13 protein-coding genes are annotated in these 15,147 nt (G+C 45.8%); 10 read left to right on the top strand and 3 right to left on the bottom strand.

From position 1 onward, the window contains the following. The first annotated feature begins 199 nt into the window (after nucleotides 1-199). Nucleotides 200-1,018 (top strand): MBL fold metallo-hydrolase, encoded by an 819-nt coding sequence (locus BLT07_RS07725; RefSeq protein ID WP_091867451.1) that lies wholly within the window; start codon nucleotides 200-202, stop codon nucleotides 1,016-1,018. Between the two features lie 78 nt (nucleotides 1,019-1,096). Here the strand turns inward: BLT07_RS07725 and ettA are convergent, their stop codons facing one another. The 3 genes from ettA to BLT07_RS07710 form a co-directional block, all read right to left on the bottom strand. After that, entirely contained in the window at nucleotides 1,097-2,788 is a 1,692-nt protein-coding gene (gene ettA, locus BLT07_RS07720) for an energy-dependent translational throttle protein EttA (RefSeq protein WP_091867449.1), read from the bottom strand. A gap of 99 nt (nucleotides 2,789-2,887) precedes the next feature. Further along, nucleotides 2,888-3,070: a CAL67264 family membrane protein gene (locus tag BLT07_RS07715; protein ID WP_026809274.1), complete on the bottom strand. Its 183-nt coding sequence runs from the start codon at nucleotides 3,068-3,070 to the stop codon at nucleotides 2,888-2,890. Nucleotides 3,071-3,195: 125 nt separating this feature from the next. Further along, entirely contained in the window at nucleotides 3,196-4,179 is a 984-nt protein-coding gene (locus BLT07_RS07710) for a Gfo/Idh/MocA family protein (RefSeq protein ID WP_091867447.1), read from the bottom strand. 134 nt (nucleotides 4,180-4,313) lie between these two features. Here BLT07_RS07710 and BLT07_RS07705 point away from each other — a divergent pair, with 134 nt between their 5' ends. From BLT07_RS07705 to BLT07_RS07665, 9 genes are all read left to right on the top strand, one after another. After that, nucleotides 4,314-5,942, top strand: coding sequence for an acyl-CoA carboxylase subunit beta (locus BLT07_RS07705; protein WP_091867445.1), 1,629 nt, complete (start codon nucleotides 4,314-4,316; stop codon nucleotides 5,940-5,942). An 82-nt stretch (nucleotides 5,943-6,024) separates the two neighbouring features. Continuing rightward, nucleotides 6,025-6,633: a uridine kinase gene (gene udk, locus BLT07_RS07700; protein WP_091867443.1), complete on the top strand. Its 609-nt coding sequence runs from the start codon at nucleotides 6,025-6,027 to the stop codon at nucleotides 6,631-6,633. Between the two features lie 54 nt (nucleotides 6,634-6,687). Next, complete coding sequence (locus BLT07_RS07695) at nucleotides 6,688-7,020, top strand: FtsB family cell division protein (protein ID WP_091867441.1); 333 nt, start codon at nucleotides 6,688-6,690, stop codon at nucleotides 7,018-7,020. Between the two features lie 114 nt (nucleotides 7,021-7,134). Continuing rightward, on the top strand, nucleotides 7,135-7,908 hold the full coding sequence (locus BLT07_RS07690) for a ParA family protein (protein ID WP_091867438.1): 774 nt from the start codon (nucleotides 7,135-7,137) through the stop codon (nucleotides 7,906-7,908). Between the two features lie 21 nt (nucleotides 7,909-7,929). Next, nucleotides 7,930-8,835, top strand: a complete 906-nt coding sequence (locus BLT07_RS07685) for a ParB/RepB/Spo0J family partition protein (RefSeq protein WP_091867436.1) — start codon at nucleotides 7,930-7,932, stop codon at nucleotides 8,833-8,835. Beyond that, complete coding sequence (locus BLT07_RS07680; RefSeq protein ID WP_175455280.1) at nucleotides 8,828-9,481, top strand: DUF5683 domain-containing protein; 654 nt, start codon at nucleotides 8,828-8,830, stop codon at nucleotides 9,479-9,481. The genes BLT07_RS07685 and BLT07_RS07680 overlap by 8 nt, the downstream gene beginning before the upstream one ends. A 24-nt stretch (nucleotides 9,482-9,505) precedes the next feature. Further along, the gene (gene dapB / locus BLT07_RS07675) at nucleotides 9,506-10,207 is read left to right on the top strand and encodes a 4-hydroxy-tetrahydrodipicolinate reductase (protein WP_091867434.1); all 702 of its coding nucleotides are present in this window, start codon (nucleotides 9,506-9,508) and stop codon (nucleotides 10,205-10,207) included. Nucleotides 10,208-10,239: 32 nt separating this feature from the next. Then, nucleotides 10,240-11,958 (top strand): signal peptidase I, encoded by a 1,719-nt coding sequence (lepB, locus tag BLT07_RS07670; protein WP_091867432.1) that lies wholly within the window; start codon nucleotides 10,240-10,242, stop codon nucleotides 11,956-11,958. Continuing rightward, nucleotides 11,955-14,984 (top strand): aminotransferase class III-fold pyridoxal phosphate-dependent enzyme, encoded by a 3,030-nt coding sequence (locus tag BLT07_RS07665; RefSeq protein ID WP_091867430.1) that lies wholly within the window; start codon nucleotides 11,955-11,957, stop codon nucleotides 14,982-14,984. Before lepB ends, BLT07_RS07665 begins: the two co-directional genes overlap by 4 nt. The last annotated feature ends 163 nt before the right edge of the window (nucleotides 14,985-15,147 follow it).

The raw sequence follows: 15,147 nt of genomic DNA, 5'->3' as shown, positions 1-15,147 counted from the left end.
TTACCGATGTAAACACCGTTTATTCCGTTCAAAAGTACAAAATATTTTAATTTTATCTTAAATTTAAGAAGTTTCCCTATGTAAAACATATAACATGTGCCTTACCATTGTTATCTTCGAACTTCCATCCGTAATATTTTTAAGAGATTTGTCAGAATTATGGAATATAAGGACTAATAGGATTTAAAACTAATTGAATATGAAAAAAAGTGGAAAATTAATTGCTATGGCTGTGATTGGCAGTTTTTTACTCTTCGGATGTAAGGAGAATAAAAAACAGGAAACTATTTTAGATTCCGAACCTACATACGGATCTACCGACGCGCCACAGCCCCCTTCCAGTATGGATAATATTGAGATAATTCCCATATCTCACGCTACAGCGGTACTGCAATGCAAAGATATCACCATTTATGTTGACCCCGTCGGCGGTGCCGAGGCGTTTGAGGGGCAACCAACCCCCGACCTTATTTTGTTAACGGACATTCATGCCGATCATTTTAGCGTCGAAACATTGGAAGCGCTAGATACCGAAAAGGCCAAAATCATGATGCCGCAAGCCGTGGCCGATGAGATGCCGGATGAATTTACGCCACAAATTGATGTTTTGAACAACGGTGATTCCAAAGAACGTTATGATATTACCGTAGAGGCCATACCGATGTATAATCTTCGTGAAGAAGCCAAGGATTTCCACCCCAAAGGTCGTGGCAATGGCTACGTTCTGAACATGGGCGATGAACGCGTCTATTTTTCGGGGGATACCGAAGATATTCTCGAAATGCGAAATTTAAAGGATATCGATGTGGCTTTCATGTGTATGAACCTGCCCTACACTATGACAGTGGAGAGTGCCGCGGAGGCGGTGCTAGCCTTCAAACCGAAAAAGGTCTACCCTTATCATTATAGAGGGAAACCCGATGTCAGTGATGTGGCCAAGTTCGAGGAATTGGTGAATAAAGGAAATTCTGATATTGAGGTGGTACAGTTGGATTGGTATCCGGGAGAGGAGTATTAGCCGTCGCGCAGCACCATTCGCAAAGGCCCTTTTTTTGTATTGGTTAGCAATTGGCTTTTAGCGTTTAGCGTTTAGCGTTTAGCGAATCAACTTCTTATACTTGATTCGCTTGGGCATAATATCCGCTCCCAACCGCTTTTTCCTGTTTTCTTCATAGTCGGAGAACGATCCTTCGAAAAAGTAGACTTCTGAATTGCCTTCAAAGGCCAGAATATGGGTACAGACACGATCTAAGAACCAACGGTCGTGGGAGATGACTACGCCACAGCCGGCGAAGTTTTCCAAACCTTCTTCCAAGGCCCGTAAGGTATTTACATCCAGGTCATTGGTTGGCTCATCTAAAAGCAATACGTTACCTTCTTCCTTGAGGGTCATCGCTAGATGTAGGCGGTTGCGTTCTCCACCGGAAAGCATTTTGACCTTTTTGTTCTGCTCGCTTCCGGAAAAGTTAAACCGGCTGAGATATGCCCTGGAGTTCACTTGACGGCCGCCCATCATAATAAGTTCCTGTTCATCACTGAAGTTCTGCCAAATCGTTTTTTCTTGATCAATGTTGGAATGGCTTTGATCCACATAGGCGATTTTTGCGGTTTCCCCCACCTCGAACTGTCCTTTATCGGGCTTTTCTTCGCCCATGATCATTCGGAATATGGTGGTCTTTCCGGCGCCATTGGGGCCAATGATACCGACAATACCTGCTTGGGGGAGTTTGAAATTTAAATTTTCGTAAAGCAATTTATCGCCGTAAGCCTTGCTGACATCCTTAGCTTCGAGCACGTTGGTACCCAATCGCGGACCATTGGGGATATAGATTTCCAACTTCTCGTCCAGCTGTTTTTGGTCTTGGCTCAACAGCTTATCGTAGTTGCTCAGACGTGCCTTTTGCTTTTTCTGCCGGCCTTTGGCACCCTGCTGTACCCATTCCAGCTCCCGCTCCAAGGTTTTTTGGCGTTTTGAGGCCGTCTTGCTTTCCTGCGCCATGCGTTTGGACTTTTGGTCGAGCCAGCTTGAATAGTTTCCTTTCCAAGGGATGCCCTCTCCCCTATCCAGTTCCAAGATCCATCCGGCGACATTGTCCAAGAAATAGCGGTCGTGGGTCACGGCAATGACCGTCCCCTTATACTGTGCCAAATGATGTTCCAACCAGTGAACCGATTCGGCATCCAAATGGTTGGTAGGTTCGTCGAGCAGCAGAATTTCCGGTTCTTGCAATAAAAGTCTACAAAGTGCTACCCGGCGCCGTTCCCCTCCAGAAAGTACGCTGATTGGCTTATCGCCCTCGGGAGTGCGGAGGGCATCCATGGCAATTTCCAATTTAGTATCAAGTTCCCAAGCGTTGGAGGCATCGATTTGATCTTGAAGAACGGCTTGCTTGTCCATCAACTTCTGCATCCTGACCGCATCCTCATAGACTTCAGGAAGTCCGAACATATCATTAATTTTGTTGTACTCGTCAAGTATCGCAACGGTCTCGCCTACACCTTCTTTAACAATTTCCAACACGGTCTTGTTTTCGTCGAGCTGCGGCTCCTGTTCCAGATAGCCGACTTTGTATCCCGAAGAAAAGACCACATCGCCTTGATAATTCTTATCCTCCCCCGCTATGATCCTTAATAAAGTGGATTTACCCGAACCGTTCAGTCCGAGAATTCCGATTTTAGCACCGTAGAAGAAGCTGAGATAAATATTTTTTAGTACAGGTGTGTTGGCATTCTTGTAGGTCTTGGTGACCCCTGACATGGAGAAAATAACTTTTTTATCGTCGGACATTGCGAAGGTTTAGGAATTTATTAGTTAGGCTGTTTATGAGGTCAGGGTATATTTCGGTCGAGTACGAGGTATTTCAGTTGAACTTGATACTAGCACTTCCTACACCCTGCCTTTGAGGGCGTTGAACACCCATGCGATAGCGAAGAAACCGATACCGACAGAAGCGAAACCCCATCCGGCAACATCGTCGTAACGGAATGCGCCGAGGGCGATCAATGCAAGACCGACGATAATCATTATAAATGTGGCCCATGCCAGTACGGTATTTTTGTTCATTCCCATGGTGTTTTTGGTTTGAGTTACAAGAAAATCAAATATCGGAAATATAACAGGAACTTTTTGTGCGAGATGCTATTTTGTTTGCCGCAATGAGTTCATTAGTAAGCCAGGCGTAATGCCTTTGTGATCTACTCTTCAAACGGGAAGGTAGTTCCGGTAATGCTGCGTACCTCATCTAATAAATTGACGAGATCTAAACTGTTTTGTAACGTCCATTTTTCACTTTGTAGGGCTCCCTTTCTGAGGCAATTGTGCACTTCTTCGATTTCGTAGCTATAGCCTTTGCCGTTAGTTGGAAGGTCGAAATCCTGCATGTGTTGATCGATTTCAAGGGAATACCCTTGCGTTTCGTGCCAGCGGTCGTGTAAAAATGCCGAACCTTTGGTGCCTGCAATTTCGGCACGCATCTGCATATTCGATCGCAAACCGCTAGCCAATGTCGCCTGGGCATGGGGATATTCGAAAATCATGGAGGTCTGAATTTCAACACCCGTTTTATGAAATAAGGAAACCGCTTCGATATTGTCCGGTTTCCCAAGAATAAGGTACGCTAGGAAAATGGGATAGATTCCGATATCCAACAAAGATCCTCCTGCCAAATCCGGATTAAGCAATCGTCCATTTTCATCCCTATCCAAACCATAAAATCCAAAATTGGCATTGAGATAGGTGACCTCTCCAATTTTACCCTGCCCTATCAAATCCTTTACTTTAACTATTGAGGGGTTAAAACGGCTCCACAGTGCTTCCATCAAAAAAACGCCGTTCTTTTTTGCCGCTGCAATCATCTTTTTCACCTGGTCGGCATCGATGCCCATGGGTTTTTCACAAAGTACGGCCTTTCCATGATTGAGGGCTTCGACGGTCAGAGTGCAATGAGATGTATGCGGTGTGGCGATATAAAGCACATCCACGACATCGGATTCAAACAGTTCTTGATAGGAGCCATACCGATGTTCGGCACCATATTCATCGGCAAATTCGTTCGCCCGATCCAAACTACGGGACGCTACCGCCGTTAATTCCCCGTCTTCGACCAATTTCAGGTCTTTTGCAAAACTGTGCGCAATGTGCCCGGGCCCCACAATCCCCCATCGTATTTTATCTGCCATAATTCGATTTCTATTTTTTCAAAAATAGTATTTAGATACGAGATTTGAGACATGAAATAGGAGATATCTCATGTCTTACCTCTAACGGCTCAAATCAAAAACCCTATCTTTATGGCTTAAAAGAACCTCATTCGATGGACCTGAAATTCAACAAAAACGAAGACCATAACAAACTTCTTGTTTCCGAGTTAAAAAACCGACTGGCCAAAGTGAAACTGGGCGGTGGGAAATCGCGTATACAAAAGCAACATGACCAAGGCAAACTGACGGCGCGGGAACGTGTCGATTATTTGCTGGATAAAAATAAGGATAGCATCGAGATCGGCGCCTTTGCAGGTGAGGGTATGTATGAAGAACACGGCGGATGCCCGTCAGGTGGCGTTGTCGTCAAAATCGGATATGTCTCCGGAAAGCAGTGTGTTGTGGTCGCCAACGATGCGACGGTCAAAGCAGGTGCCTGGTTTCCCATTACCGGAAAAAAGAATTTACGAGCGCAGGAAATTTCCATTGAAAACCGGCTGCCCATCATTTATCTGGTCGATAGTGCGGGGGTGTATCTGCCCATGCAGGATGAAATTTTTCCGGATAAAGAACATTTCGGACGTATTTTTCGCAATAATGCCGTGATGAGCAGTATGGGCATCACCCAAATTGCGGCCATAATGGGCAGTTGCGTGGCCGGGGGCGCTTACCTACCCATAATGAGCGACGAGGCCATCATTGTCGAAATGACGGGAAGTATCTTTCTAGCAGGCAGCTATCTCGTCAAGGCCGCCATCGGCGAGAATGTGGACAATGAAATGCTTGGCGGTGCAACGACCCATTCCGAAATCAGCGGAGTGACGGATTACAAGGCCAAAGATGATAAAGATGCGCTGGAAACCATTAAAAATCTTGTCGATAAAATCGGTGCATTTGACAGGGCAGGCTTCGACCGGAAAACGTCACACATACCCAAGGAAAATCCCGATGATATTTTTGGCCTGATACCCGATGCAAGAAACGAGCAATACGACATGCTCGAAATCATAAAACGCTTGGTTGACGGATCCGAATTCCAACAGTACAAAGAAGGCTATGGCAAAACGATTTTGACCGGTTACGCCCGTATAGACGGCTGGGCCGTAGGCATCGTGGCCAACCATCGCAAAGTGGTCAAGACCCAAAAAGGGGAAATGCAGTTCGGGGGCGTCATCTATTCCGATTCGGCGGACAAGGCCACGCGCTTTATCGCCAACTGCAACCAGAAGAAGATTCCCCTGGTCTTTTTACAGGATGTTACCGGTTTTATGGTCGGCAGCAAGAGCGAACATGGAGGCATTATTAAAGATGGCGCCAAGATGGTCAATGCGGTCAGCAATTCCGTGGTTCCAAAATTTACCGTGGTTATAGGAAACAGTTACGGTGCCGGCAACTATGCCATGTGCGGCAAAGCCTATGACCCGCGTTTGATCATAGCCTGGCCCAGTGCCGAACTGGCGGTGATGAGCGGAAATTCCGCAGCCAAGGTGCTGTTGCAAATCGAGAAGGCATCATTAAAGAAAAAAGGCGAAACGATTACCGAGAAAAAGGAGGCCGAACTCTTCAACAAAATCAAGGACCGATACGACAATCAGGTATCCCCCTATTACGCCGCCGCCCGATTGTGGACGGACGCTATCATCGACCCGTTGGACACCCGAAAATGGATATCCATGGGTATCGAAGCAGCCGACCATTCACCGATTGAAAAGGTTTTTAATATGGGGGTTTTGCAAGTGTAATAATACATCCGGTCCTGGTTCTTGGCTCTAGAGGTCCGGCGGTCTATTTTCTTTTCCTACTTTTGGAAAAAATTCAAGCAGCATGTTAATTATAGGAATCGCGGGCGGCACCGGCTGCGGAAAAACAACGGTCGTAAACCAGATCATCAATGAGCTACCGGACGGGGAAGTCGGCGTGATTTCTCAGGATTCCTACTACAAAGACCTTTCGCACCTATCCTTGTCCGACCGTCGCATGACCAACTTTGACCATCCGCAGTCCATCGATTTTGAATTGCTCGAAGAACACCTCAAACTGCTGAAAGCCGGAAAATCTATCCAACAACCGGTCTATTCTTTTTTGGAATGCAATCGCACGGACAAGAGCATCCCAATATCTCCTAGCAAGGTTTTGATTGTTGAAGGTATCCTTATTTTGACCAGCGCACAGATCCGGAAAATGCTCGATATCAAAATATTCGTCCATGCCGACTCCGACGAGCGGCTCATCCGAAGATTAAAAAGGGATGTCAACGAACGCGGCTGGAACCTCGACGAGACCCTTGACAAATACCAGACGAACATCAAGCCCATGCACCTGCAATTCATCGAACCCAGCAAAGAATATGCAGATATTATCATCCCGAACAATAAATACAACACTGTGGCAGTTGATATGGTACGAACGATCATCAATGAGAAACTGGATTAGGATGATTAGAATTTGAGGGTGGATACGATTGTTTCCTATTAAGCTAGGATGAATATGGGATTGAAGGATTTACGAAAAAAGAAATGGTTCAAGGTCTTTACCAATATGTACGTATTGGTTTTGACCGTTTTTGTTATTTGGATGATTTTTTTTGATACCAATTCCCTGCTCATCCACTTAGAACTCCGAAAGGAAATAAAAAAGCTCGAAAAACAACAGGAATTCCTAAAAACTGAAATTGCAGAGGATAAAAAAGTCCTTAAAAAACTTTCCGATCCCGAAGAACTCGAGAAATTCGCGCGGGAACACTACTACCTCAAGAAAAAGAACGAGGAAATCTACTTGATCGAGTATGAGGATAGCTTGAAGCAACCTGCAAAAGAGTAGCCGCCCCTTAACCAACTTTAACACAAAACGGTAGCGTTGTTCACTTCGTGTTAACAAAATGGTTTCGAAGGCATGGTAAATAATCGTATTTTTACCCCCTAATTTAAACGGATAATGGGCAAGATTATTGCTATTGCGAACCAAAAGGGGGGTGTGGGAAAAACGACCACGACGGTCAATCTCGCCGCCTCGTTGGGGGTATTGGAGAAGAAGGTACTGCTGATCGATGCAGATCCCCAGGCGAATGCCACTTCGGGACTTGGTATCGACGTCGACACCGTGGAGTTGGGAACCTATCAGTTGCTTGAACATAGCGTTACCGCAAAGGAAATTATCATTGCTACCGACTCCCCAAACCTCGATCTAATTCCCGCGCACATCGATCTCGTTGCCGTTGAAATTGAACTGGTCGACAAAGATAGACGGGAATACAAAATGAAGGAAGCCATTGCCGATTTGCGGGATAGCTATGATTATATTCTTATCGATTGTGCGCCCTCATTGGGTCTTTTGACCTTAAATGCCCTGACCTCGGCCGATTCGGTAATTATTCCCATACAGTGTGAATATTTTGCCCTTGAAGGCTTGGGCAAGCTCTTGAATACGATCAAAAGTATCCAAAAAATACACAATCCCGATCTCGATATCGAAGGTATGCTATTGACCATGTTCGACTCCCGTTTACGACTGTCGAACCAAGTGGTCGAAGAGGTGCGCAAGCATTTTTCCGATATGGTCTTTGATACCATCATACAGCGCAATGTGCGTTTGAGCGAGGCCCCCAGCTACGGCGAGAGCATTATTAAGTACGACGCCAGTAGCAAGGGCGCGGCCAACTATCTGAACCTGGCCAATGAGGTCTTAACAAAAAACAAGGCAGTAGTTTAAAAATAAAGTAACCGCAACGCAATGGCGAAGGCAACCAAAAAACAAGCACTCGGGCGTGGACTCTCCGCACTCTTAAAGGACCCCGATAACGACATTCAGACAGCCACAGATCGTAATGCGGACAAAGTAGTCGGTAATATCGTTGAGCTTGATATCGCGGCTATTGAAGTGAACCCGTTTCAGCCGCGTTCCAATTTTAACGATGAGGCTTTACACGAACTGGCCGGTTCAATTCGGGAATTGGGCGTCATTCAACCGATTACCGTCCGGAAAATGGATTTTAACAAATTCCAATTGGTTTCCGGGGAGCGAAGGTATCGGGCGTCTCGTCTGGTCGGATTGCAAACGATTCCCGCGTATATCCGTATTGCGAACGATCAAGAATCCCTTGAAATGGCCTTGGTCGAAAATATTCAACGGCAAGACCTGGATCCCATCGAAATAGCCCTTTCGTACCAACGCCTGATCGATGAAATACAGTTGACCCAGGAAAAAATGAGCGAGCGGGTGGGAAAAAAACGCTCCACAATTACCAATTACATGCGTTTGCTAAAGTTAGACCCCATTATACAAACCGGGATACGTGATGGTTTTCTAAGTATGGGTCATGGTAGAGCTTTGGTGAATATTGACAAAAAAACCGACCAGATTGCACTCTACGAGAAAATTGTGGGCCAAAATCTGTCCGTCCGCAATACCGAACGGGCGGTCAAGGACTATCGTGAAGGGAAGGAAGATAGCGGTAAAAATGTTAAAAAAACTCCTACAACTCCTGGTTTCGCCACAGAAAACCTTGATAAATTTACCGAACACCTATCCGTTAAGGTCGCTATTACGGCTTCCGACAAAGGCAATGGAAAAATAACCATCCCGTTCCATTCCCAAGAAGAGTTCAAACGCATCAAAAAATTGATACTTGGTGAGTAAATTCCTGTTTACGGTACTTTTATTTGTTCTTTTTGCGCTAGTGGGCAGCGCACAAGAGCAAGATAGTATTCCCCATACCAACGATCAAGAAATCGATTCCTTTCAAAACGATTTGAAAAAAGAGGGAATTATCATTGTCGATACTTTAAAGAAGAAAAAGGTAAGCATCAACCCATTAGCACCCAGTAAAGCGGCCTTTTTATCGGCCGTATTTCCCGGATTGGGACAAATTTATAACAAGCGCTACTGGAAAACACCGCTTGTCTGGGGGGTTCTAGGTGGTGCTATTTATGGATATATTTATAATGACAATCAATATCAAAGTTTTCGAACGGCCTTTAAAAGAAGACAGGCAGGTTTTATTGATGACGAATATTATGATTTTTTCAATGGTCAAGGACAAATACCCACTCAAGACCTTGGAGATTTACAGGGCGCTCAAGAGCGCTTTCAACGCGATCGAGATTTATGGCTGGTTGGAGCGATAGCCGTCTACATATTAAATATTGTAGATGCCAATGTAGATGCCCACCTGAAGCAATTCAATGTAGATGAAGACCTGAGCTTTGATATGCAGCCCTTTTTGGATCTTGACCCGGTAACGAATCTTCCGAACTATGGGATGGCTGTGGTGGTTAAGTTTTAGATAAACAAAAAAGTAACAATTCAAATGAACATTGCACTCTTCGGATACGGAAAAATGGGGAAGATGATCGAGTCGGTCGCCCAAAACAGAGACCACAATATCGTGGCTAAAATCGATGTGGATTCCGGGGATTTCGATTATTCCAAAATGGATGTCGCCATCGATTTCAGCATGCCCGATGCCGCATTTGGCAATATTTCGGGGTGTATCGAAAACGGTGTTCCCGTGATATCAGGTACCACGGGATGGCTCGAAAAGTTTGACGATGCCGTCGCTTTATGCCATAAAAAAAACGGTGCCTTTATTTATGCCTCCAATTTTAGTCTTGGTGTCAACGTTTTTTTCGAACTGAACAAGCAGTTGGCACGAATGATGCGCAACTTGGATCAATATAAGGTTTCTATGGAAGAAATCCATCACACCCAAAAATTGGATGCCCCAAGCGGAACGGCCATCACCCTAGCGGAAGGTATTATCGAAAACAGCGCTTACAAAACTTGGAAATTGGGCCATGTCGATACCGCAGAAATCCCCATTTCATCCAAACGAATAGGCGATACCCCGGGTACGCATACCGTCGATTACGAGAGCAAGGTCGACAGTCTAGAAATAAAGCACACCGCCCACAATCGTGAAGGCTTTGCCCTAGGCGCGGTAATCGCAGCGGAATGGATTCAGGGAAAAACCGGCGTGTTCACCATGAAAGATGTGCTTGATTTGAAGTAAGTCAGTAATAATTAATCCAATACCCTTTTTCAATGGACGCAATACAGTGGATCATATTCATTCTCATCATACAGGTCATCCACTTTTTGGGCACCTGGAAATTATATGTGAAAGCCGGCAGACAGGCTTGGGAGGCGGCCGTACCCATTTACAATGCCATTATACTGATGAAAATCATCAATCGGCCTACATGGTGGACGATACTCCTATTCATCCCCATAATCAACCTCTTGATGTTTCCCATTATTTGGATAGAGACCATCCGAAGTTTTGGGAGAAACAGTTTGGGGGAAACCTGGCTCGTGATTCTTACTCTGGGGTTCTATATCTATTATGTAAACTATGCGCTCGACGTCAAATATGTCGAAAATCGAGACCTGCACCCCAAAACCGCGACCGGTGAGTGGGTCAGTAGCATCGCCTTTGCAGTAATTGCCGCAACCCTGGTGCATACCTATTTTATTCAGCCCTACGTAATCCCCACGCCTTCGCTCGAGCGAACGCTGCGGGTGGGCGATCTTCTTTTTGTAAGTAAGTTCAACTATGGCGCCCGTGCACCAATGACTACGGTGGCCGCGCCGATGGTGCACGATACCCTTCCCGTTTTGGGGGTAAAATCCTATCTCAGCAAACCACAGCTACCCTATTTCCGTTTGCCCGGTTTTACCAAGGTCGATAGAAATGATATCGTAGTGTTTAGCTGGCCCGCGGATACGGTACGCCAATTTTTTAAAAAGGAAAAGGGCGTTGATAAACCGATCGACAAAAAATCGAATTATGTCAAGCGCTGTGTCGGGATTCCGGGAGATTCTCTGGCCGTAATCGATGGCTATGTCTACATAAACGGCAAGCAATTGCAGCTCTCCGACCGGGCGAAACCCCAATACGATTACACTATTTATGCCCAAAAGGGAGTCTCCTCAAAAATACTGGAAAGTGTAGGTGCCGAAGGTTTTGAACGCAAGTATATCGTAGGAGCTTTGAATCAGCAGCAAGCTAACGCCATAAACCCCTATTCCATAGGATTTAGAAAACGACCGGACGGCCAATTTGATGTGTATACAAAATCCGATGGAATACCCATTGAAGTGGTCCGAAAAAATGGGATAGCCTTAAAAGAGGAAACCGGTCGGGAGCGAACGGCACCGCTAACCGACGAAATGGTTGCCAAACTCAGAAAAGAATCCTCCATAGATTCGGTAACAAGAGAGGTAGACCCAAAAGGAAGACAGGGTGGAAACAACTTCCCGCAAAATGTAAATTATCCGTGGAATTATGATCAGATGGGGCCCATCTATATCCCCGAAAAAGGAAAAACGGTGGCACTGAATCTAAAGGTTTTGCCCCTGTACAAAAAAATCATCCGCGAATATGAAGGCAATACCATTAGTATTGCAGGCAACCAGATTAAATTGAACGGAGAAGTAGCGGATTCCTACACCTTCAAGCAGGATTATTATTGGATGATGGGCGACAACCGTGACCACTCCGAAGACAGTCGTGCTTGGGGATACGTACCGGAAAATCATATTGTAGGCACTCCGATTTTTATTTGGGCGAGTTTCGACAATTTCGTCAATGCCAAAGGTCAGCCGAACAGTCCCTGGAAGTGGAAACCAAGGTGGAATCGGATCTTCACGACCGTCAATGGCAGCGGCGAACCGGTGTCATATTTTAAGTATTTTTTAATCGCATTAGTGGCCTATTTTGTGGGAAGTTGGCTGTGGAAAAGGCGGCGGGCCAAAAAATGAACTTTAACGCCATTAAAATAACACCCCAACAAGCGGAGATCATAGCCCAAAAGCTTTTTAACGTCAGCGGAAAATCTTCTCCTCTACCCGGCTATCTCGATCTAAATTTTAGGATAAAAGTGGATGCAGGGGAAGGATTTATCCTAAAAATATCGCGTCCCGATGAGAATCAGGAGTATCTCGATTTTCAACAACAAATTTTACGGCATGTAGCTCGAAACGGAAACGGCCTGATTGCGCCCAAGGTTAGTATCGATACAAAGGGAAACGCCATTTCATCATTTATCGATGACCAGGGAAACCCGAGAATGGTACGTTTGCTCACATGGGTAACCGGACGGATTTGGAGCGATGTCATTCCTCAATTAGACGATCTTCGGCATAGTCTGGGTGAACAATGCGGCAAATTGACCCAGGCCTTGCAGGGTTTTGACCACCCACAGGCCCATCGGAAATTTGAATGGGATATCGCAGCATCGCTTTGGACCACATCCCATCTAGATCTATTCAACGAAAAAGAAAGAAAGATACTGGCTTCATTTCAGGAGGATTTCGAAATGGCGCAAAGTGCGTACATCAAGCTTCGAAAAGCGGTCGTGCACAATGATGCCAACGATTTAAATATCGTGGTTTCCGATGATCTTATGCATCCAACGGTCAAGGCGGCCATAGATTATGGGGATGCCATACATACCCAAATCATCAATGATTTGGCCATTGCATGCGCCTACGCCATCATGGGGCATAACGATCCTTTGGAAGCTGCCCTTCCTATTGTAAAAGGCTACCATTCCCAATTTACCCTGGAAGAAAGGGAATTGGAACACCTTTACAATGCCATCGCCATGCGATTGGTCATCTCGGTAACTAAAGCCGCAATAAGTAAGCGCGAAGTGCCCGATAATGCCTACTTGCTGGTCAGCGACAAACCGGCTTGGGCATTGCTCGAAAAATGGTATGCCCTACCTACCGATTTTGCCCATTACAGTTTTCGCCAGGCTTGCGGGTTTATTCCGCACCCCCACGAATCGGAATTTAAAAATTGGGCCGGACAAAACACGTTTCGGCTATCGGAACTATTTCCTACGGTCGACCAAACCGAGGCACATCGGTTAGACCTTAGCGTTTCGAGTAAATGGCTGGGCCAACAAGTCGATTTCGATGACTTGGAACTTTTTCAGTTTAAGATGGATAGGTTGCAAAAAAAACATCCCGATAAACTAATTGCCGGGGGCTATCTAGAACCTCGAAACGTTTACACCACTTCTGAGTATGGCCGAATCGGCAACAGCGGACCCGAAAATCGGACCATCCATTTAGGAGTAGATTTTTGGCTGCCAGTTGGCACTAGGGTAAACGCCCTGTTCGACGGCGAGGTGATGACGTCAGTAAACGATGCCGGGCATAAGGAGTATGGGGGACTGATCATCCTAAAACACAAAACCGAAAATTTTGAGTTTTTTACGCTTTATGGGCATTTATCCGTAGCTTCGATTCATAAAAAGGAAGTAGGCCAGTTCGTCAATAAAGGAGAAGACATCGGGTATTTGGGTCATCCGGAAGAAAACGGAAATTGGGCGCCCCACCTCCACTTTCAGGTTATCTTGTCGATGCTCGGATATACCATCGATTTTCCCGGTGTTGGATATTTCAACCAGATTGAGGTGTGGAAAAGTATCTGTCCAGATCCTAATTTTTTGTTTAAGTCCGTAATACTCCAACCGACCAAAACAGCATCGAACGATCAACTAATCGAATATCGAAAACAACATCTGGGCAAAAGCCTGAGCCTGCAATATGAGGTGCCCATTAAAATGGTTCGGGGGGCGGGCCAATACCTGATCGATCAATACGGTCGAAAATACCTCGACACCGTGAACAATGTAGCCCATGTGGGACATGAACATCCGGCCGTGGTCAAGGCGGGACAGGAGCAGATGGCGTTGATTAACACCAATTCCCGATATTTGCACGATACTATTAACACGCTGGCTCAAGAATTGCTGGAAACTTTACCGCCCGAACTTTCGGTACTCCATTTTGTGAATTCGGGAAGCGAGGCGAACGAACTGGCCATACGCATGGTCAAGGCCTTTACCGGTGAGCGGGACATTATCGCATCCGCAGTCGGGTACCATGGCAATACGAATAGCACCATCGATATTAGTTCCTATAAATTTGATGGCAAAGGCGGGCAAGGTGCTCCCGAGCACACCCATATCTTCCCCCTTCCCGATGCCTTTCGGGGGAAATATCGGGGCGAAAATACCGGATACCGTTATGCGGGGGAAGTCCAAATTCAAATCGATGCCATACATAAAAAAGGCCGAGGGCTTGGCGCACTGATCGTCGAACCCATTATTAGCTGCGGGGGACAGATCGAATTGCCGGAAGGGTTTTTGGAGAAGGCATACGATTATGTTCGAAAGGCTGGCGGACTCTGTATTTCAGATGAAGTACAAGTGGGGTGCGGGCGTGTAGGCAAGTTCTTTTGGGGGTTTCAATTGCACCAGGTCGTACCCGATATCGTGACCATCGGCAAGCCTTTGGGCAACGGTCACCCACTGGCCGCGGTCGCCTGTACACAAGAAGTCGCGGCAAAATTTGCCAATGGTATGGAGTATTTCAACACCTTTGGCGGAAATCCCGTTTCCTGTGCCATCGGGGCCGAGGTATTGCGAACGGTCAAGCGAGAAAACTTACAGGAACACGCCCTACAAGTCGGTGAATTTTTGAAATCAGGATTAAAAAATCTGGCCAAGGATTTTCCGATTATCGGCGATGTTCGCGGGCAAGGGCTGTTTTTAGGCGTTGAACTTGTCGATATCGAAATGAACCCGCTGAGCGATAAGGCCAATTATTTGGCCAACCGCATGAAAGACTATGGCATTCTAATGAGCACCGACGGCCCGGATCATAATGTACTTAAAATCAAACCGCCGATGGTATTTTCCCGTGATAATGCGGAGGAACTGTTGTTTTATTTAAGGAAAGTTCTTAAAGAGGATTTTATGCGGAGGTATTGAGGGATGGTTTAATGGGAACGAGTTCTTGAAATCGAACAATTTCAGAAACAATCATAGCATTTCTTGAAATTACCCGTCGATATCTTCAACCACTATCGCGTTAGTATGTTACCGACATGAGTTAATGGAATATGCGGACAATTAGTAAGTTACCCGCTTGCAA

The sequence above is a fragment of the Pricia antarctica genome (assembly GCF_900101815.1).
Classification (GTDB): Bacteria; Bacteroidota; Bacteroidia; order Flavobacteriales; family Flavobacteriaceae; genus Pricia; species Pricia antarctica.
This window is presented reverse-complemented; position numbering and strand designations above follow the sequence as displayed.

Excerpts from the sequence above, each read along its gene's own strand:
- BLT07_RS07725 (WP_091867451.1), top strand. The coding sequence starts at position 200 with ATGAAAAAAAGTGGAAAATTAATTGCTATGGCTGTGATTGGCAGTTTT.
- ettA (WP_091867449.1), bottom strand. The coding sequence starts at position 2,788 with ATGTCCGACGATAAAAAAGTTATTTTCTCCATGTCAGGGGTCACCAAG.
- BLT07_RS07715 (WP_026809274.1), bottom strand. The coding sequence starts at position 3,070 with ATGGGAATGAACAAAAATACCGTACTGGCATGGGCCACATTTATAATG.
- BLT07_RS07710 (WP_091867447.1), bottom strand. The coding sequence starts at position 4,179 with ATGGCAGATAAAATACGATGGGGGATTGTGGGGCCCGGGCACATTGCG.
- BLT07_RS07705 (WP_091867445.1), top strand. The coding sequence starts at position 4,314 with ATGGACCTGAAATTCAACAAAAACGAAGACCATAACAAACTTCTTGTT.
- udk (WP_091867443.1), top strand. The coding sequence starts at position 6,025 with ATGTTAATTATAGGAATCGCGGGCGGCACCGGCTGCGGAAAAACAACG.
- BLT07_RS07695 (WP_091867441.1), top strand. The coding sequence starts at position 6,688 with ATGGGATTGAAGGATTTACGAAAAAAGAAATGGTTCAAGGTCTTTACC.
- BLT07_RS07690 (WP_091867438.1), top strand. The coding sequence starts at position 7,135 with ATGGGCAAGATTATTGCTATTGCGAACCAAAAGGGGGGTGTGGGAAAA.
- BLT07_RS07685 (WP_091867436.1), top strand. The coding sequence starts at position 7,930 with ATGGCGAAGGCAACCAAAAAACAAGCACTCGGGCGTGGACTCTCCGCA.
- dapB (WP_091867434.1), top strand. The coding sequence starts at position 9,506 with ATGAACATTGCACTCTTCGGATACGGAAAAATGGGGAAGATGATCGAG.
- lepB (WP_091867432.1), top strand. The coding sequence starts at position 10,240 with ATGGACGCAATACAGTGGATCATATTCATTCTCATCATACAGGTCATC.
- BLT07_RS07665 (WP_091867430.1), top strand. The coding sequence starts at position 11,955 with ATGAACTTTAACGCCATTAAAATAACACCCCAACAAGCGGAGATCATA.